The 18,643-nt window shown below is 65.0% G+C and carries 13 protein-coding genes; 11 read left to right on the plus strand and 2 right to left on the minus strand.

All coding sequences use genetic code 11. From position 1 onward, the window contains the following. Positions 1–86 precede the first annotated feature (86 nt). The 9 genes from JQC81_RS08415 to JQC81_RS08455 all read left to right on the plus strand — a co-directional run bounded on the left by JQC81_RS08415 (position 87) and on the right by JQC81_RS08455 (position 12,690). Positions 87–1,343, plus strand: a complete 1,257-nt coding sequence (locus JQC81_RS08415; protein ID WP_376772383.1) for a glycosyltransferase family protein — start codon at positions 87–89, stop codon at positions 1,341–1,343. A gap of 8 nt (positions 1,344–1,351) precedes the next feature. Next, positions 1,352–2,623, plus strand: coding sequence for a glycosyltransferase family 4 protein (locus tag JQC81_RS08420; protein ID WP_203271360.1), 1,272 nt, complete (start codon positions 1,352–1,354; stop codon positions 2,621–2,623). Further along, positions 2,620–3,750: a glycosyltransferase family 4 protein gene (locus JQC81_RS08425; protein WP_312887494.1), complete on the plus strand. Its 1,131-nt coding sequence runs from the start codon at positions 2,620–2,622 to the stop codon at positions 3,748–3,750. The genes JQC81_RS08420 and JQC81_RS08425 overlap by 4 nt, the downstream gene beginning before the upstream one ends. Further along, entirely contained in the window at positions 3,747–5,687 is a 1,941-nt protein-coding gene (locus JQC81_RS08430; protein ID WP_203271361.1) for a glycosyltransferase, read from the plus strand. Before JQC81_RS08425 ends, JQC81_RS08430 begins: the two co-directional genes overlap by 4 nt. Before the next feature lie 30 nt (positions 5,688–5,717). Continuing rightward, the gene (locus JQC81_RS08435; protein ID WP_203271362.1) at positions 5,718–7,583 is read left to right on the plus strand and encodes an ABC transporter ATP-binding protein; all 1,866 of its coding nucleotides are present in this window, start codon (positions 5,718–5,720) and stop codon (positions 7,581–7,583) included. After that, positions 7,580–9,493: an ABC transporter substrate-binding protein gene (locus JQC81_RS08440; protein WP_203271363.1), complete on the plus strand. Its 1,914-nt coding sequence runs from the start codon at positions 7,580–7,582 to the stop codon at positions 9,491–9,493. The genes JQC81_RS08435 and JQC81_RS08440 overlap by 4 nt, the downstream gene beginning before the upstream one ends. Further along, positions 9,490–10,509: an ABC transporter permease gene (locus JQC81_RS08445; protein WP_203271364.1), complete on the plus strand. Its 1,020-nt coding sequence runs from the start codon at positions 9,490–9,492 to the stop codon at positions 10,507–10,509. The genes JQC81_RS08440 and JQC81_RS08445 overlap by 4 nt, the downstream gene beginning before the upstream one ends. Next, complete coding sequence (locus tag JQC81_RS08450) at positions 10,506–11,669, plus strand: ABC transporter permease (protein WP_203271365.1); 1,164 nt, start codon at positions 10,506–10,508, stop codon at positions 11,667–11,669. The genes JQC81_RS08445 and JQC81_RS08450 overlap by 4 nt, the downstream gene beginning before the upstream one ends. 73 nt (positions 11,670–11,742) lie before the next feature. Then, positions 11,743–12,690: an acetamidase/formamidase family protein gene (locus JQC81_RS08455; protein ID WP_203271366.1), complete on the plus strand. Its 948-nt coding sequence runs from the start codon at positions 11,743–11,745 to the stop codon at positions 12,688–12,690. On the opposite strand, the gene JQC81_RS08460 is transcribed toward JQC81_RS08455, so the two are convergent. Next, a complete protein-coding gene (locus JQC81_RS08460; protein WP_203271367.1) occupies positions 12,687–13,931 on the minus strand; it encodes a DUF763 domain-containing protein in 1,245 nt (414 codons plus the stop codon). The genes JQC81_RS08455 and JQC81_RS08460 overlap by 4 nt on opposite strands. Before the next feature lie 95 nt (positions 13,932–14,026). Next, a complete protein-coding gene (locus tag JQC81_RS08465) occupies positions 14,027–15,538 on the minus strand; it encodes a DEAD/DEAH box helicase (protein WP_203271368.1) in 1,512 nt (503 codons plus the stop codon). 267 nt (positions 15,539–15,805) lie between these two features. Between JQC81_RS08465 and JQC81_RS08470 the strand changes: the two genes are divergently transcribed. Further along, entirely contained in the window at positions 15,806–17,008 is a 1,203-nt protein-coding gene (locus tag JQC81_RS08470; RefSeq protein WP_203271369.1) for an MFS transporter, read from the plus strand. A gap of 89 nt (positions 17,009–17,097) precedes the next feature. Continuing rightward, on the plus strand, positions 17,098–18,618 hold the full coding sequence (glpD, locus tag JQC81_RS08475; protein ID WP_203271370.1) for a glycerol-3-phosphate dehydrogenase: 1,521 nt from the start codon (positions 17,098–17,100) through the stop codon (positions 18,616–18,618). Positions 18,619–18,643: the final 25 nt, after the last annotated feature.

Here is an 18,643-nt window from a genome sequence, read left to right on the forward strand (position 1 = left end):
TAGAGATAGCTGGCCTAACGTCAATAAACGATACGCCAATTTCGATTGTTTGCCCACCAAGGGAAGCCTGCATGGCAAATGCGGTCATGGAGCCGAACACAGAGACAGGCCTGCCCCTGGTCAAGTCCCGTTCGGGAGCAAGGGTCCTCATCTACAGCCACGACACGTTCGGGCTCGGCCACCTACGCCGGTCGCGGGCGCTCGCCAATGCCATCGTGGAGGCGCAGCCGGGCACCTCGGTGATCATCATCTCGGGATCGCCCGTGATCGGCAATTTCGAGTTCGAGAGCGGCGTCGACTACATCCGCATCCCGGGGGTCACCAAGCTTCACGACGGCGACTACCGCAGCCTCAACCTGAATGTGAGCCTGGACGAGGCGGTGGGCCTGCGCCAGGCCCTCATTCTCCAGGCGGCCAAGGCCTTCCAGCCCGACGTGTTCATCGTCGACAAGGAGCCCACGGGCTTCCGCGGCGAGGTTGTGCCGGCGCTCGACTATCTCAAGGCCGCTGGCTGCAAGCTCGTGCTCGGCATCCGGGACGTCATGGACGAGCCTGCCCTCCTGGTTCCGGAATGGGAGCGCAAGGGCGCAAAGACGGCCCTGATCCGGTATTACGACGAGATCTGGGTCTATGGCCTGAAGGACGTCTACCAGCCCCTCAAGGCGCTGGACCTGCCGCAGGACGTGGAGAATCGAATCACCTATACCGGCTACCTGCGCCGGGACGTGCCGCCGACCCCGTCCCTGACCAAATACCCGAAGATCACCAAGCAGCCCTTCATCCTGGTGACCACCGGCGGCGGCGGCGACGGGGACGACCTGATCGACTGGGTGATCTCGGCCTACGAGGCGGATGCGGACCTCGACCAGCCTGCCCTGATCCTGTTCGGCCCCTTCATTGACCGGGACAAGCGCCGCTCCTTCGTGGAGCGCATTGCCAAGCAGCCGAAACTCGACGTGATGTCCTTCGACAACAAGATCGAGTGGCTCATGAAGAAGGCCGACGCGGTGGTGGCCATGGGCGGCTACAATACCTTCTGCGAGGCCCTGTCCTTCGACAAGCGCACGCTGATCGTCCCGCGCACGCGGCCGCGGCTGGAGCAGTATATCCGGGCGGTCGAGGCCGAGCGCCTCGGCCTCGTGTGCATGCTGAGCGATTACAAGGAACCGCGCACGCCCGAGCGCATGGCAGCGGCCCTGCGCAGCCTCTCGTCTCAAGCACGCCCGTCGGAGGTGGTGATCCCGGGTCTCCTCGACGGGCTTGACCGGGTGCGGGAACGGCTCAAAGTGCTGACCGAATCCCGACCCCAGTTTGCCCCTGCCTACCATCAGGCGGCCGAGTAGCGTGACGAATGCTCCCCTCCCCAGCAGCCCGACGCATTGCCGTCGTCGTCAAAGGTTATCCACGCCTTTCTGAGACCTTCATCGCCCAGGAGATCCTGGCCCTCGAACAGCGCGGTCTCGACCTCGAGATCTGGTCTCTCCGGCACCCGACGGAGCGGGCCGTGCATCCGATGCACAAGGCGATCAGAGCGAGAGTCACATATCTGCCGGAGTATCTCTACGAAGAGCCCCTGCGCGTGCTGCGCGGCGCATTCTGGAGCCTGGGCCAGAAAGGCTTCGGGGCCACGATCAAGGCGTTCTGGCGCGACCTGAAGCGCGACTTCACCGCCAACCGGGTGCGCCGCCTCGGCCAGGCCTTCGTGATGGCCCGGGAACTGCCGGCGGAGGTGCGGCACCTGCATGTGCATTACCTGCACACACCGGCTTCCGTGGTTCGCTATGCGGCGCTCCTGACCGGCCGGACCTGGACCTTCTCGGCCCATGCCAAGGACATCTGGACGACGCCGGATTGGGAAAAGCGGGAGAAGATGGCCGAGGCCCGTTGGGGCGTGACCTGCACGGCCCAAGGCACCGCGCATCTGCAATCGCTGGCGCGGCCGGAGCAGGTGTCGCTCGTCTATCACGGGCTCCATCTCTCGCGCTTTCCCTCACCGCCCGAGAGCCGCCCCGCCCGCGACGGCTCGGACCCGCTCGATCCGGTGCGCATCGTCTCGGTCGGCCGGGCCGTGGCGAAGAAAGGATACGGCGATCTGATCCAGGCGCTCGCCGCCCTGCCGCCGGATCTGCACTGGCGCTTCGCCCATGTGGGCGGCGGCGAGCTGCTGGGCAGCCTCAAGAAGCAGGCCGAACAGGCCGGCATCGCCAGCAAGGTGGCGTTCCTCGGCTCCAAGGCGCAGCCCGACATCATCGGCCTGCTACAGGTGGCCGATCTCTTCGTCCTGCCGTCCAAGGAGGCGAAATCGGGCGACCGGGACGGCCTCCCGAACGTGATCATGGAAGCCGCGAGCCAGGGCCTTGCCATCGTGGCGACGGACTTCGCCGGGATCCCCGAATTCATCCGCAGCGGCACTGAGGGCGAACTGGTTCCGCCGTCGGATTGGGAGGCGTTGTCCAACGCGCTCAACCTGCTCGCCCGCGACCCCGAACGGCGCAAGGCACTCGGCTCCGCAGCCTTCGCGCGCCTGCGCCGCGACTTCTCCATGGAAGGCGGGATCGACGTTCTGGAAGAGCGCCTGCGCGCCGTCAGCGACAACACCCAGAAAGAGGCGGAGCGGGTGTGAGCCAAGCAAGGCCAGTGGCGTTCTACGCTCCCTTGAAGAGCCCGGACCATCCGCTTCCGTCAGGCGACCGCACCATGGCGCGCCTGCTGATGAAGGCGCTTGACCGGGCAGGTTATCCGCCGCAGCTCGCGAGCGAGCTGCGCACCCTCGACAAGGCCGGCGATCCGCAGCGTCAGGCTCACATCAGGCAGCAATCGCTCGCGGAGGCCTCGCGCCTTGTCGAGCACTACAAGGCCCTGCCGGAGGAAAGCCACCCCTGCCTGTGGTTCACCTACCACGTCTATTACAAGGCGCCGGACTGGATCGGCCCGTGCGTGGCCGAGGCGCTGAACATTCCCTATGCCGTTGCGGAAGGATCGCGGGCTGCAAAGCGAGCGCACGGCTCATGGGCTCTGGCGCATGAGGGAGCGGAGGCTGCTCTCGACCGGGCCGACGCGATCTTCGTCATGACGGCCCATGATCGTGAGGCCTTGGAAAAGGCCCAACCAAGGCATCAGGTGTTGGTCGATTTTCCTCCCTTTCTCGACCTGCAGGACTGGCCTGCGGCGAGCACTCTTCCCTCACCTGGAAACGTGCCGCGGCTGCTCACCGTCGCCATGATGCGACAGGGCGACAAGCTCGCCTCCTATGGCATCCTCGCCTCGGCCCTCGAAGGCGTACAGCATCTGCCCTGGTCGCTCGAGATCGTGGGAGACGGCGAAGCGCAGGATCGGATCGCGCAGCTTTTCTCGTCTATGGCTGACCGTGTGCGCTTTCATGGGCGGATCGAGAGTCGCGCCGAGTTGAAAGCACTTTATGAAAGCGCCGAACTCTTCGTCTGGCCTGCCGTCAACGAAGCCTATGGCATGGTGTTGCTGGAGGCTCAGGTCCTGGGCTGTCCGGTGCTCGCCGGCGCCTATGGCGGCGTCGCCAGCGTGGTGAAGCATGGGGAAACCGGCGTGCTGACGCAGCCCGGCGACATCACGGCCTTTGCCGATGCCTTGAGCATGCTCCTGCAGGATCGCACCCGGCTCCAAAGCTTCGGTGCCAATGCCCTGCGCTTCGTGCGGCAGGAGCGCGGTCTCGATCAGGCCGCTTTGCGCTTGCGCAATGCGCTCGACCCGATCACGGCTCGAGTGGGAGCATGAGCTTGCGCGTTCTCATCGCCGTCACGCATCTTCTGGGCGCGGGCCACCTGACGCGGGCGGCCGCCCTGGCGCGCGCCTTCGCCGGGGCTGGGCACGAGACGACCCTCGTGTCAGGCGGAACCCCTGCTCGTCTGGCCGATCTCGGTGGAGCCAGGCTGGTTCAGCTGCCGCCCGTGCGCACCATCGGAACCGATTTCAAGACGCTGCTCGACGAGAACCTCCATGCGGTCGACGAGGAGTATCTTGAGCGGCGACAAGCGATTTTGCTCGACACGCTCCGCAGCACCCGGCCCGACATCCTCATCACCGAGCTCTTCCCCTTCGGACGACGGGTGCTCGCGGGCGAGTTCACGGCGCTGATCGAGGCCGCCCGTGCCTTGAACCCGCGCCCGCTCGTCCTGTGCTCGATCCGCGACATCCTCGTGGCACCCGCAAAGGCCGAGCGCATCGCTGAGGCGCATGATCGAATCCTGCGCGACTACGACGCCATCCTCGTCCACGGCGATCCCAACCTCGTGCCCCTGGAGGCCTCATGGCCGGTGGATGAGGGGATCAGGCCGCTCCTGCGCTACACCGGCTACGTGGATGAGAACGAGAATGCCGTACCCGAGGCGCACCGGCACGGCATCGTGGTCTCCGGCGGATCGAGCGCCGCGAGCCTGCCGCTGTATCGTGCCTCTCTCGAAGCAGCACGTCTGGTAAACGACCGCCCCTGGCGCATCCTCGTCGGGCGAGGCGTATCGGAAGAGGACTTTCAGGCGCTCCGGGGCAGCGCCCCGGACCATGCCGTCGTCGAGTGGGCGAGGCCCGATTTCCGCGCCCTGCTCGCCGGAGCGGAAATCTCCGTCAGCCAAGCCGGCTACAACACGGTGGTGGACCTTCTGCGCTGCGGCGTGCGGTCGGTTCTCGTCCCCTTCGAGGCAGGCCACGAGACGGAGCAGCGCCTGCGGGCCGAGCGTCTGAAGAGGATAGGGCTTGCCGATCTCGTCTCCGAGGACGAGCTGTCCAGGACACGCCTCGCGGAGGCAATCTGCCAGAAGCTGGCGCAGCCCGCCTCCCCCCCACCAGCCGTCGCCGTCGACGGAGCACGGCAGAGCGTCGCCATCGCAGAAAGCTTGATCCTGTCCAGGCCTGCCCTGCACCCGAAGTTCGACTGGTCGCCTCTGAACAGCGCCCTGGACCGTGCCAGGGATCAGGGCTGCCCGGTTCGCCTCTGGTGGCGGGATGACGATGCGGTCGCCCACACCCCCGCCCTCGGCCGCCTTTTGACGCTGGCCCGCCGGTATGATGCCGGGATCGGGCTGGCGGTCATCCCGAGCAGCCTTCAAGCCTCTCTGGCGACGTGCCTTGCGGATGAAAGTTCAGCTTTTGCCCTCGTGCATGGCTGGAGCCACGACAACCACGCTCCTCCAGGGACCAAAAAGGCGGAGTTCGGCGCCCATCGTCCGGTTGAAATCATGGCGGCGGAAGCGCCGCGCGCTCTGCATGCAGCCCGCCGCCAACTGGGAGCGAAGCTGCTGCCGGTCTTCGTGCCGCCCTGGAACCGGATTTCCGGCGAATTGATTCCGCACCTGCCGCGCCTGGGCTTTGCCGGATTGTCGACTTTCACGGATCGAGCTGCCGCCACCCCCGCCCTAGGCCTGCTTCAGATCAACACCCATGTGGATCCCATCGACTGGCGAGGCACCCGCAGTGCAGTTGCGCCTGAACAGATGATAGCCGACCTTGCAGGAGCCATCGAGCGCCGCATCGCCGGCAAGGCCGACCTGGACGAGCCCATCGGTCTCCTGACCCATCATCTCGTCCATGACGAAGTCATCTGGTCGTTATGTGAAAGGCTTATCGCGCACCTCACCGCGCGCGGCGTCCATTTCTTGAGTCCCGATGCGTGTTTCGGAATGGAAACAGGGTCACATTTGCGATCTAATGGGATCTGAAGCGTTATGCTCGTAGGCTTGGAGGAGCATATGGAAGCGCCCATCCTGTCGGTTCGCGAACTGACGGTCGACTTCAGCACCGATGCCGGGAATTTCCGGGCAGTCGACGGCCTGACCTTCGACATCCCGAGGGGGAAGACCGTGGCGCTCGTCGGCGAGTCCGGGTCCGGCAAGTCCGTGACCGCGCAGGCCATCCTCCAGATCCTGTCGAAGAAGGCCAAAATCACGAACGGCTCCCTTCTCTTCAACGATCCCTCGAACGGGGGAAGCATCGACATCGCGTCGCTGCCGGCTGAGAGCGACGCCATGCACAGCCTGCGCGGCGGACGCATCGCCATGATCTTTCAGGAGCCGATGACCTCCCTGTCGCCGCTCCACACCATTGGCGACCAGATCTCCGAGGCGCTGATGATCCACGCCGATGTGGACCAGGCGACGGCGAACCAGAGGACCATGGACGTGCTCAACCGGGTCGGCTTTCCCGACCCGAAACGCGCGCTCAGAACCTACCCGTTCGAGCTCTCCGGCGGCCTTCGCCAGCGCGCCATGATCGCCATGGCGCTCATCACGCGGCCGGCCCTGCTGATCGCCGACGAACCCACGACGGCGCTCGACGTGACGACGCAGGCGCAGATCCTCGATCTCATCAAGGAATTGCAGGTCGAGACGGGCATGTCGGTGCTCCTCATCACCCACGATCTCGGCGTGGTGGCCAACGTGGCCGACGAGGTGGTGGTTATGTATCGCGGGCGGATCATGGAGGCCGGCTCACGGGAGGAGATCTTCCGCAATGCCCAGCATCCCTACCTCCAGGCGCTCATGCGCGCGGTGCCGCGCTTCGCCATGGCGGATGATGAGCGCCTGACGCCGATCCGCGAGGTGAAAAGTGCGAGCCTTGCAAGTCTCGATGCACCGCAGCGCGTGCAGCCGGCAGGCCCGATCCTGAAGGTGGAGCGCCTCACGAAATCCTTCACGCTCCGCTCGGGCTGGTTCGCCGGCAAGTCGCGCGAGATCCGCGCCGTCAGTGAGGTGGATCTCTCCCTTCCGGCAGGAACGACCCTGGGGCTTGTCGGCGAATCCGGCTGCGGCAAGACCACCGTGTCCAAGATGATCATGCGGGCGATCACGCCCAATTCCGGGAAGGTTCTGTTCGACGACGGCACCGGCCCCAAGGACGTGCACAAGCTAGAAGGCGAGGCGCTGACCACCTATCGCCGCTCGGTGCAGTTCATCTTCCAGGATCCGTTCTCGTCCCTCAATCCGCGCATGACGGTCTACGAGTTGCTCACCGAGCCCCTGCGCATCCACGACATCGGCACCTCGGACGAGCGCTACGAGCGCGTGAAGCATCTCCTCGAGATGGTGGGGCTCGATCAGCGGGCGCTCCGGCGCTACCCGCATTCCTTCTCCGGCGGCCAGCGCCAGCGCCTCGGCATCGCCCGGGCGCTTGCCCTCGAACCGCGCGTCCTGCTCTGCGACGAGCCGGTCTCGGCTCTCGACGTTTCGGTGCAGGCGCAGGTGCTGAACCTGCTCAAGGATCTGCAGTCGGCGCTCGGCCTGTCCTATCTCTTCGTGTCACACAATCTCGCGGTGGTCGATTACATCGCCGACACAATTGCGGTCATGTGCCGGGGCTACATCGTCGAGGAAGCTCCGAAATCCTCGCTGTTCCGCAACCCGGTTCACCCCTATACTCAGGCGCTGCTCGCGGCCGTGCCTGACCCGGATATCGACCGGCCCCTCGATTTCACCAAGCTGCGCACGGGCGGCTTCTCGCAGCCCTCCGCATGGCCGGAGCCCTTCCGCATCGCGCCCGGCGAGTTCGGGGTGATGAAGGAAATCGAGCCAGGCCATAAGGTTCGGCTGGGGCGCCCGACAGCCCGGGAGGCTGCATGATGCTCAACACCTGCAAAACCACGCTTGCCCTGACGCTCGCGCTCGGATGGCTGGCGCTGCCCGCCTGGGCACAGAATTACCAGGAACCGCCTTTCTTCGCCGACCTGCCGCAGGACAAGAAGCTCCCGCCGATAGTCGAGCGGCTCCCGACGCCGCCCATCGTGGTCGGCTCGTCAGGCCAGTACGGCGGCGACATCGTCACCCTGGTGCCCCGCCCGCGCGACATCCGCTACATCTCGACCTTCACCTATACGCGTCTCGTCGGCTACGACCGGAACCTGGACCTCCAGCCCGATCTGCTCGAGAGGTTCGAGAACGAGGACGACCGGGTCTTCACCTTCACCCTGCGCGCCGGCCATCGCTGGTCGAACGGTTCGCCCTTCACGGCGGAGGATTTCCGCTACTACTGGGAAGACGTGGCGCACAACCTCGAACTCTCGCCCGCGGGCCCGCCCGAGTTCATGCTGGTGGACGGCAAGCCGCCCCGCTTCGAGGTGCTCGACGAGCGCACATTGCGCTACACCTGGGACAAGCCCAATCCGCGTTTCCTGCCGCAGCTCGCCGGACCGCTCGATCCGGGCATCTACCGGGCGTCGGCCTATCTCAAGCAGTTCCACACCAAATACGCCGACAAGGCCGCCCTTGAGGAGAGGGCCAAGCAGCAGAAGCTGAAATCCTGGGCTGCGCTCCACAACCGCATGGACGATATGAAGGAGCAGACCAATCCCGACCTGCCGACCCTCATGCCATGGCGGGTGATGAATGCGGCGCCGGCAAACCGCTTCATCTTCGAGCGCAACCCCTATTACCACCGTGTCGATGCCGAGGGCCGGCAGCTTCCTTACGTCGACCGCATCCTCATGGACGTGTCGGCGAGCGGGCTCTTTGCCGCCAAGGCCAATGCGGGCGAAGAGGACCTGCTGTTCCGCGGCCTCAACATGGGCGACATTCCCGTGCTGAAGCAAGGTGAGAAGGCGAAGGGTTACACGACCCTGCTCTGGCCCTATGCCCGCGGCACGGAGCTTGCGCTCTATCCCAACCTCAACACGGTGGATCCGGTCTGGCGCGGGCTCAACCGGGATGTCCGCTTCCGCCGCGCCCTGTCCCTCGGCATCGACCGCAAGACCCTCAACAACGCGCTGCTCTTCGGGCTCGGCGTCGAGGGCAACAACACCATCGTGGCGGAAAGCCCGCTCTTCATGCCGGAGCTGCGCACAAAATACGCAGGCTACGATCCGGACCAGGCCTCGCGCCTCCTCGACGAGATCGGACTGACCAAGCGCAACGGCGCCGGCATCCGCCTGTTGCCGGACGGACGCGAGTTGGAGATCATCGTCGAGACCGATGGCGAAAGCAGCCTCGTGGTGGACGGGCTCACGCTCATTGGGGAGTTCTGGCGCGAGATCGGCGTGCGGCTCTTCGTGAAGCCGCAGGACCGGACGGTGCTGCGCAACCGTTCCTATGCGGGCCTCACCATCATGGTGGCGGCTCCAGGCCTCGACAACGCCATCCCGACCGCCATCATGCCTCCGACAGAGCTTGCTCCCATGCGCCAGGACAACTACGCCTGGCCGAAATGGGGGCAGTACGTGGAGACCAAGGGCAAGAACGGTGAGGCGGTCGACCTTCCCGAGGCGGAGCGCCTTCTCAAGTCCTACGAGACCTGGATGACCACCGGAAACCGGGAGGTTCAGCGGGCGGCATGGCGCGAGATGCTGCAGAACCATGCCGAGAACCAGTGGATCATCGGCACCATCGCGGGCGCGCTCCAGCCCATCGTGGTGCGCAATGGTCTCAAGGGCCTTCCCGCCAAGGCCCTTTACAGCTGGGAGCCGACGGCGATGCTTGGGATCTACCGGCTCGATGAAATCTCCTGGAACAAAGCCGCCGGCAAAGAGGCCCGTCGATGATCCGCTTCCTGTTGCGTCGCATCGCCACCATGGCGGTGACCATGCTGATCATCTCGGCCCTGGTGTTCTTCATCATCAAGCTGCCGCCGGGCGACTTCCTGACCAACCAGATCGCCGAGCTGCGGGCGCAGGGGGAATCCGCATCCATTGCCAAGGCCGAGTTCCTGATCCGGCAATACGGCCTCGACAAGCCGGCTTGGCAGCAATACCTGGTCTGGCTCGGCGTGATGCCGGGCCCGAACGGCTTCTCCGGCCTGCTGCAGGGCGACTGGGGCTGGTCCTTCGAATACGACAAGCCCGTGGTGGACGTGGTGGGTGATGCCCTGTGGCTGACGCTCCTCGTCAATTTCGCGGTGGTGATCTTCATTCACCTCGTGGCGATCCCGATCGCGATCTATTCGGCCACGCGGCAATATTCCATCGGCGACTATATCGCGACCTTCATCGGCTATATTGGGCTCGCGACCCCGAGCTTCCTGCTCGCGCTGATCCTGCTCTATTACATGAACCGCTGGTTCGGCATCTCCATCGGCGGCCTCTTCGATGCGCAATATGCAGGCCAGCCATGGACCTGGGACAAGGTCCAGTCCCTCCTCTCGCATCTGGTGGTTCCCACCGTGGTCATTGGCCTCGGCGGCACCGCCGCCATGATCCGGCGCATGCGCGCGAACCTTCTCGACGAGCTCGGCAAGCAGTACTACGTGACCGCCAAGGCGAAGGGCCTCGGCCCCACCAAGGCCCTGCTGAAATATCCGTTCCGCATGTCGCTCAATCCATTCATCGCCGACATCGGCAACCTGCTGCCGCAGCTCGTCTCGGGGTCGGTGCTGGTGTCGCTGGTCCTGAGCCTGCCGACGGTCGGGCCTATCCTGTTGAGCGCGCTCAAGAGCCAGGATCAGTTCCTGGCAGGCTTCATTCTCATGTTCGTCGCGGTGCTCACCGTGGTCGGCATGCTGGTCTCCGATCTCCTGCTGGCGTGGCTTGATCCACGCATCCGCATGGGAGGCGCGCGATGAACAACGTCGTGACCTCCCGGCGGCACTACGTCGATCCCGGGCCCTTCGATCCGGGCGCCACGGAGCCCGTGGGTGCGGAAAGCGAAAGCTTCTATCGCGCCTCCTCGTGGCAGCTGATGTGGTGGAAGTTCCGGCGGCACAAGGTGGCGCTCGCCGCCGCCTTCGTGCTGCTGGCTTTCTACGCCCTCGTACCCTTCGTCGAGGTGGTGGCGCCCTACAACCAGACCAAGCGGCACGGCGACTTCCTCTATGCGCCTCCGCAGGGGATTCACCTGATGCACGAAGGGCAGCTCATGCGCCCCTTCGTCTATCCCTACACTTACAGCTTCGACCTGGAGAACTTCCGGCGCGTCTACACGGCGGACACATCGAGGCCGCAGCCCATCCGCTTCCTGTGCCAGAGCGACGAATACGAGTTCTGGGGGATGTGGCGGATGAATCTGCATCTCGTCTGCCCGCCGGAGAACGGAACGATGTTCCTGCTCGGCACCGACCGGCTCGGGCGCGACCTGCTTTCGCGCATCATCTATGGAGCGCGGATCTCGCTCACCATCGGCATCGTGGGCATCGCGGTCTCGTTCACCTTAGGGCTCTTCTTCGGAGGGCTTGCCGGATATCTCGGCGGCTGGGTGGATCATGTGATCCAGCGCATGATCGAGATCCTGCGCTCCCTGCCGGAGCTGCCCTTGTGGCTTGCGCTCTCGGCTGCCCTGCCGCCGAACTGGAGCCCGATTCTGGTGTTCTTCGGCATCACGATCATCCTCGGCCTGCTCGACTGGCCGGGCCTTGCCCGCGCGGTGCGTTCCAAGCTGCTCTCGCTGCGCGAGGAGGATTTCGTGAAGGCCGCCGAGCTGATGGGGGCCTCCAAGCAGCGCGTGATCTCGCGTCACCTGATTCCCAACTTCATGAGCCACCTCATTGCCTCGGCGACGCTCTCGATCCCGTCCATGATCCTCGGCGAAACCGCCCTGTCCTTCCTGGGGCTTGGCCTGCGGCCGCCGGTGACGAGCTGGGGCGTGCTGCTCAACGAGGCGCAGAACCTCGCAGCCGTGCAACTGCATCCCTGGCTTCTGTTCCCGATGCTTCCCGTGGTGCTCGTCGTGCTCGCCTTCAACTTCATGGGCGACGGCCTGCGCGATGCGGCGGATCCTTACCATTAGGCGCAAAGCCTGTTGTCCTGGATCCAAGGGAATGCGAGACATCCTGCATCGATGAAAACGGCAGAGGTGTTTCGTGGCCGAATACCGGATTGATGCGTCGCCCGAGAGCGTTCACTGGGGCTATTTCGACGCGGGCATTCCCCCGCTCCTCACAGTGGATTCAGGCGACACGGTCACGATCTCGACCGTCTCCGGCGGCCCGGAGGCGATGCCCAAGGCTCCCTTCGTCATCCCGCGGGCGCTGTCGGACATCCATGCCGTTCATAAGCCGAAGCTGCCGGGCCATATCTGCACCGGCCCCGTCGCGGTGCGCGGCGCCAAGGCCGGTCAGGTTCTGGAAGTGCGCATCAAGGACATCCAGCTGCACTACGACTGGGGCTTCACTTATTCGGCCCCGCAGAAAGGCGCCCTTCCCGACGATTTCGACGAGATCCATTTCATGACGATCCCGCTCGACAGCGAGCGGATGACCGGCAAGCTGCCATGGGGGCTGGAGCTCCCTCTGAAGCCATTCTTCGGCGTGATGGCTGTGGCGCCGCCAGCCTCCTGGGGCAGCGTGAACACCCTACCGCCGCGCCGCAACGGCGGCAATCTCGACAACAAGGAGCTGGTAGCAGGCACGATTCTCTATCTGCCGATCCATACGGACGGTGCGCTGTTCTCAGTCGGCGACGGGCACGGCGTGCAGGGCGACGGCGAGGTCTGCGTCACGGCCATCGAGACGGGCCTCATCGGCACCTTCGAGCTGCATCTGCGCGAGAGCATGAGCCTCATCTGGCCCATGGCCGAGACGCCGACGCACGTCATGACCATGGCGTTCGATCCGGACCTCGACGATTGCGTGGTCATTGCGCTGCGCAGCATGATCGACCTGATCGTCGAACGCACCGGCATTACCAAGGCTGAGGCTTACGCCCTGTGCAGCCTCGGGGCAGACCTGCGCATCACCCAGGTGGTCAACGGCAACAAGGGCGTCCATGTGATGCTCGACAAGAGCCTGTTGCAGAAAGCACAACGCTAAACCGTTTCCGGCGGCGGCTCGTCACCGAAGATCGAGCGGCCGCCGTAAGCATGCGACTTCGCTGTCTCCTGCCTGATGTGGTCCTCCACGTCAGGGCCGGTGGCATGGCGCTCAAGCGCCCGGGCCTGATCGTCGAGACGCTTGAGGGCGAAAAGCTCCTCCTGCTGCCCGAGCTTCGCCTTCAGCACGGCGGATTTCAGCACGCGGATGGTCTCGTCATAAACCCGCACCGGCACGGGATACGGGTGCCGGTCCTTGCCGCCATGGGCGAAGGAGAAGCGGGCGGGGTCGCTGAAGCGGCAGGGCGTGCCGTGCACGACCTCGGCCACCATGGCGAGCGCCTGCACGGTGCGCGGCCCGACGCCTGGGGTCATCAACAGATCGGGGAAGTCTTCAGGTCCGCGGTCGGCCGCAGCCGCAAGTGTCCCATGAAGCCGCCGCAGCACCACATCCTTTGCTCGCACATCGTGATGCTCGGGCATGACCAGATGCGGCAGCAGGGGCTGCGGGCTCGCGGCAGGCGCCGCTTCGCGCTCCTCAAGCGCCAGGAACTTGCGGGCGATGCCGTCAGGTCCAAGTGAATCCAGGATCTCGATCTGCGCCTTGCGCGACGCCGCCGCCCGCCGGTCCGTGAGATTGACGATCGTGCCCTGGCCTTTGCCGTCGATGGCCGTATGCGGCTCGTCCACGAAACTCTTCAGATCTTCCGACAGCCAGTGGTAGCGGCGTGCGACCCGGGACGTGTCGTTCATCCCCTGCTGGACCACCGCCCATTTGCCGTCATCCGTGACGATGAAGCCATGAAGGTAAAGGTCGAACCCATCCTGGATCGCCGCGCTGTCGACCTTCGCCACGAGGCGGCTTGCATTCGCAAGCGCCACGCCGTCGAAGCCGACGCGCTCGCCAATCGCGACGAGTTCGTGCGGCGTCTGCCGCGAATGCTTTCCGCGTCCGCCACAGACATGGATGCCGAGTTCCTTCGAGAGCGGAGTCAGCCCGCGCTTCAAGGCGCCGATCACGCTGGTAGTGATGCCGGAAGAGTGCCAGTCCATGCCCATCACGGCGCCGAAGGATTGGAACCAGAACGGATGCGCGAGCCGGCGCAGCAGTTCGTCACGCCCGTAATGGTGCACGATGGCCTCAGACACCACGCCGCCGAGGCGCGTCATCCGGTCGGCCAGCCATTTCGGCACATGCCCCGAATGCAGCGGCAGATCGGCGCTTCCGGCGCGCTTCGCCATCGAGCAATATCTCCTCAGAGTTTTGGGTGTTTGAGCAGGTTCTATGCCATCAACAGCACGCAAGAAAAAGGCGCCCGAAGGCGCCTTAAACTGTCTTAGCGACGGCGGGGGCTCTTTTCGAGCCAGGCCACCTGGGCACCGTCTCCGCGGCGCCCATCCTGGCGGGCTGCTGCAGGCTTTGCCTGTGCGGGGCGTTGACCCTGCGCAGGCCTTTGGCCCTGGGCCGGACGCTGTCCCTGTGCGGGACGCTGCTGGTTGCCACCAGGCTGGCCGCCCTGCGGCTGGCCGTTGCCCGCAGGCTTCCCACCGCGACCGCGACGGCGCTTCGGCCCCCGGTCGGCGTTCGGATCGGCGCTGCGCGGCTGGCCATGGCCCTGATGCCCGCGGGCATGAGGAGCCGGACGGCCCCGCTGCGGCTGACCATTGCGCTGCTCGCGGCGCGGCTCGGACGATTCCGACGGGGCGGAACCGGCCGGAAGGCCCTCAGGCAACGGCATGACCGGCACCTTGAGGCGGGTCAGCTTCTCGATGTCCTTCAGGTACGCCTTTTCCTCGTCATTGCAGAACGAGATGGCAGAACCCGTGGCGCCCGCGCGGGCCGTGCGGCCGATGCGGTGGACATAAGACTCCGGCACGTTCGGCAGGTCATAGTTGATCACGTGAGACACGCCCTCAACGTCGATGCCGCGGGCCGCGATGTCGGTGGCCACCAGCACACGGCACGAGCCGTCACGGAAGCCCGCCAGCGCACGCTCGCGCTGCGGCTGTGACTTGTTGCCGTGAATGGCGGCGCCCGCGATGCCCGCCTTGTCGAGGCCGCGCACCACCTTGTCCGCGCCGTGCTTGGTGCGGGTGAAGACGAGCACGCGATCAATGGTCGGATCGCGCAGGAGCGTCTCGAGCAGAACCTGCTTGCGGCCGGTCTGCACGAAGATCACGCTCTGCTCCACGCGCTCAGCGGTGGTCGCCACGGGGGTGACGGCCACATGAGCCGGATTGCGCAGGAAGGACTCGGCGAGCGTCGAGATCGTCTTCGGCATGGTGGCCGAGAAGAACAGGCTCTGGCGCTCGTTCGGCAGCAGGGTCACGATGCGCTTCAACGCATGGATGAACCCGAGATCGAGCATCTGATCGGCCTCGTCGAGGACGAGGATCTCGATCTCGCGCAAGGACAACGCCCTGCGGTCGATGAGGTCGATCAGGCGGCCCGGCGTGGCGACGAGCACGTCGACGCCGTTCATCAGCGCCTTCTCCTGGCGGGAGATGGTGACGCCGCCGAACACCACCTCGGTGCTGAGCCTGAGATTGCGGCCATAGGCCTTGAAGCTGTCGGCGATCTGGCTCGCCAGCTCACGGGTCGGGCTGAGCACCAGCACGCGGGGGCTCTTGGCCCGGCGCGGCTTCGGACTCTCGGACAGGCGATGCAGGATCGGCAGCGCGAAGGCGGCTGTCTTGCCGGTGCCCGTCTGGGCGATGCCGCAGACGTCACGGCCTTCCATGGCATATGGAATAGTCTGGGCCTGGATCGGCGTGGGCTTCTCATAGCCCTCGGCCGTCAGGGCCTTCAGGATCGGCTGGGCCAACCCGAAATCAGTGAAGAGTGTCAAAGGAGGTATCTTTCGAACGGATACAGTGAGCCGGAAAGCAGGTCGGCTTCATAAAGCAAAGGCGCTTCAGGGCTCTTTGGGAAACAGCCCGCGTGATGGGGCCGTTTTATGATGGAGCGATTGAAGAAGGGGACCGGGGTCATCGCTCATGCGAATATCCGTCACGCAGTCCCGCTCAAGCGGCTTGGATGCCAAGCGCCGTCGCCTGCTGTGCATATGGGGGGTAAAAACCTATCCGTCAACCTCAAGGCCTGACATAAAGCAAGAATGTCACCTCCCGGATCCATGCCCTGGCGCATCGTCTCGGCGCTGTCGATCACGCATCTGATCTCCTACGGGACGCTGTTCTATGCCTTTGCGCTCCTGATCGAGCCGATGGAGCGGGATCTCGGATGGTCGAAGACGGCGCTCACCGCCGCCTTCTCGCTCGCCCTCATCTCCTCTGCCTTCTTCGCCGTGCCGGTCGGACGGCTGATCGACCAGGGCTACGGGCGGGCGGTGATGACCGGAGGCTCGGTGCTGGCCGCCCTCCTCCTCGTCCTCTGGGCCTATACGGACAGTTACCCGATCTTCGTCCTGATCTGGCTCGGCCTGGGGGCTGCCACGAGCGCCCTCTTCTACGAGGCGGGCTTTGCCGTTTTGGCCTTGAACCTCGGCCTCCTGGCCCGCCGGGGCATCACCATCATCACCCTGGTGGCCGGGTTCGCCAGCACGGTGTTCATCCCGCTCCTGCACGTGCTCATCGACCGCTACGGCTGGCGCGATACGATCCTCGTGATGGCGGCCCTGAATATCGGGATCGGCGCCGCGCTGCATGCCTTCGGCATCCCGGCCGCCCCCGCAAAGGCGAGGCATACCGGCGAAAGCCGCTCAAGTCTTCCCTCCGCCTCGAACCCACGCCGTGTTCTCGCCAAGCCCGCCTTCTGGCTCTTCGTGATCACCAGCGTCCTCCAGGGGATCATCTCGGTTGGAATTCCCGTCCACCTGATCCCGATCCTCCTCGAGCGGGGATTTTCCATCGAGGCGGCTGTCGCCGCATACGCGGTGATCGGGCCGGCCCAGGTGGCTGCGCGGTTCCTCACTGGCTTTGGGGAGCGAGCCATGAGTCTGCGGGGAATCGGGGTCGTGACCATGGGCCTGAGCGCCCTCGGCTTCCTGCTCCTGCCGTTCATTCCGGCCGGGTCCTGGCTGATCCTCGTCTTCGCGGGGCTTTATGGCGCCTCCAATGGGATGCTGACAATCGTGCGGGCTCTGCTTCCGCCAGAGCTATTCGGACGCGAGGACTACGGAGCCATCCAGGGCATGATCGCCATGCCGGTCCGGATCACCATGGCCATCGCGCCCTTTGCCTTCGGGACGCTCTGGGCGTGGTGGGGTAATTACGACGCCGTCCTGATCCTATGCTTGGTCATGGCCGTGTGTTCCCTGGTGGCTTTCATGCTAAACTTGGCCTTGGCGAAGGAGCCTTGAACAAGTTCAAGAATTGTCTTGCCTTAGGCGGCTAAAGAAACCATGTGCAGGGCACCGGGACAGCCCGGCATGAAGGAAAGACGCATTCCGTGACGACAGTGACCGATCTTCTGATTGTAGGCGGCGGCATCAACGGCGCAGGCATCGCGCGCGATGCGGTGGGCCGGGGCCTCTCGGTGGTGCTCTGCGAGCAGGGCGACCTCGCCGGCTACACCTCCTCAGCCTCCACGAAGCTGATCCACGGCGGCCTGCGCTACCTCGAGTATTACGAATTCCGGCTGGTCCGCGAGGCCCTGTTCGAACGGGAGCGGCTTCTGGAATCCGCCCCGCATATCATCTGGCCCCTGCGCTTTATCCTGCCGCATGAGAAGGGCATCCGCCCGGCCTGGTTCGTGCGCCTGGGCCTGTTCATGTACGACCACCTCGCTCCCCGCAAGAAGCTGCCCGGCACGGAGGGTATCAACCTCACCCGGCATCCCGCCGGCCAAGCCCTCAAGCCCGGCTTCGACACCGCCTTCGTCTATTCCGATTGTTGGGTCGAGGACAGCCGCATGGTGGCCCTCAACGCCATCGACGCTTTCGAGAAGGGCGCGGACATTCGGGTGCGCACCAAGCTCACCACTGCCCGGCGCGCCGGGCAGACCTGGGTCGCCACCCTCCAGAACGTGGAGACCGGCGAAACCGAGGAGGTTCGCGCAAAGGTGATCGTCAATGCGGGCGGCCCCTTTGTGGCCGACGTGCTCAATGCCAAGCTTGGGCTGAACACCACCAAGAACGTGCGCCTCGTGAAGGGCAGCCACATCGTGGTGCCGAAGCTCTTCGACACCAAGGAAGCGTTCATTCTCCAGAACACGGACAAGCGGATCGTCTTTGCGATTCCGTATCAGGAGAAGTTCACCCTCATCGGCACCACCGACATCCCGGTTGAATCGGTGCCGGACAAGAAGGTCGAGATCACGCAGGACGAGATCCAGTATCTCTGCAATGTGGTGAACCACTTCTTCAAGCGCGAGGTCACCCCGGCCGAAGTGGTGTGGACTTATTCCGGCGTGCGTCCGCTCTTCGACGACGGATCGAGCAACGCTTCGGCAGTCACCCGCGACTACGTGTTCGACATGGACGGACCGCCGGGTCAGGCACCGGTGCTGTCGATCTTCGGCGGCAAGATCACCACGTTCCGCAAGCTCTCGGAACACGCCCTCGACGAGCTGAAATCCTACTTCCCGAACATGAAGCCCTCATGGACCGAGAAGGCCAAGATGCCCGGCGGCGACATGCCGGATGCGGATTTCGACCGTTTCTTCGCCACCGTGCGCCAGCGCTGGCCCTTCCTGCCCGAACAGATCGCCCACCGTCTCTCCCGAGCCTACGGCACGCGGATCGAGGAGCTTTTGGGCTCCGCCAAGTCCATGGCCGATCTCGGCGAGGATTTCGGCGCCGGGCTCACCGCCGCGGAAGTCGACTACTTGGTGCGCCGCGAATGGGCGCGCACCGCCGAGGACATCCTCTGGCGCCGCTCCAAGCTCGGGCTGCATGTGCCGGTTGACGCTCCGGCCAAGATCGATGCCTATTTGGCCAGGACAAAAGCGGCAGCCGTCGCGGCTCAATAAATTCGGGGCAAAAATTCGGGGATAG

This window comes from Microvirga arabica (assembly GCF_016811235.1).
Taxonomy (GTDB): Bacteria; Pseudomonadota; Alphaproteobacteria; order Rhizobiales; family Beijerinckiaceae; genus Microvirga; species Microvirga arabica.

Bases quoted from the DNA above. Each gene is read 5' to 3' on its own strand.
- JQC81_RS08415 (WP_376772383.1), top strand. From the start codon at position 87: ATGGAGCCGAACACAGAGACAGGCCTGCCCCTGGTCAAGTCCCGTTCG.
- JQC81_RS08420 (WP_203271360.1), top strand. From the start codon at position 1,352: ATGCTCCCCTCCCCAGCAGCCCGACGCATTGCCGTCGTCGTCAAAGGT.
- JQC81_RS08430 (WP_203271361.1), top strand. From the start codon at position 3,747: ATGAGCTTGCGCGTTCTCATCGCCGTCACGCATCTTCTGGGCGCGGGC.
- JQC81_RS08435 (WP_203271362.1), top strand. From the start codon at position 5,718: ATGGAAGCGCCCATCCTGTCGGTTCGCGAACTGACGGTCGACTTCAGC.
- JQC81_RS08440 (WP_203271363.1), top strand. From the start codon at position 7,580: ATGATGCTCAACACCTGCAAAACCACGCTTGCCCTGACGCTCGCGCTC.
- JQC81_RS08445 (WP_203271364.1), top strand. From the start codon at position 9,490: ATGATCCGCTTCCTGTTGCGTCGCATCGCCACCATGGCGGTGACCATG.
- JQC81_RS08450 (WP_203271365.1), top strand. From the start codon at position 10,506: ATGAACAACGTCGTGACCTCCCGGCGGCACTACGTCGATCCCGGGCCC.
- JQC81_RS08460 (WP_203271367.1), bottom strand. From the start codon at position 13,931: ATGGCGAAGCGCGCCGGAAGCGCCGATCTGCCGCTGCATTCGGGGCAT.
- JQC81_RS08470 (WP_203271369.1), top strand. From the start codon at position 15,806: ATGTCACCTCCCGGATCCATGCCCTGGCGCATCGTCTCGGCGCTGTCG.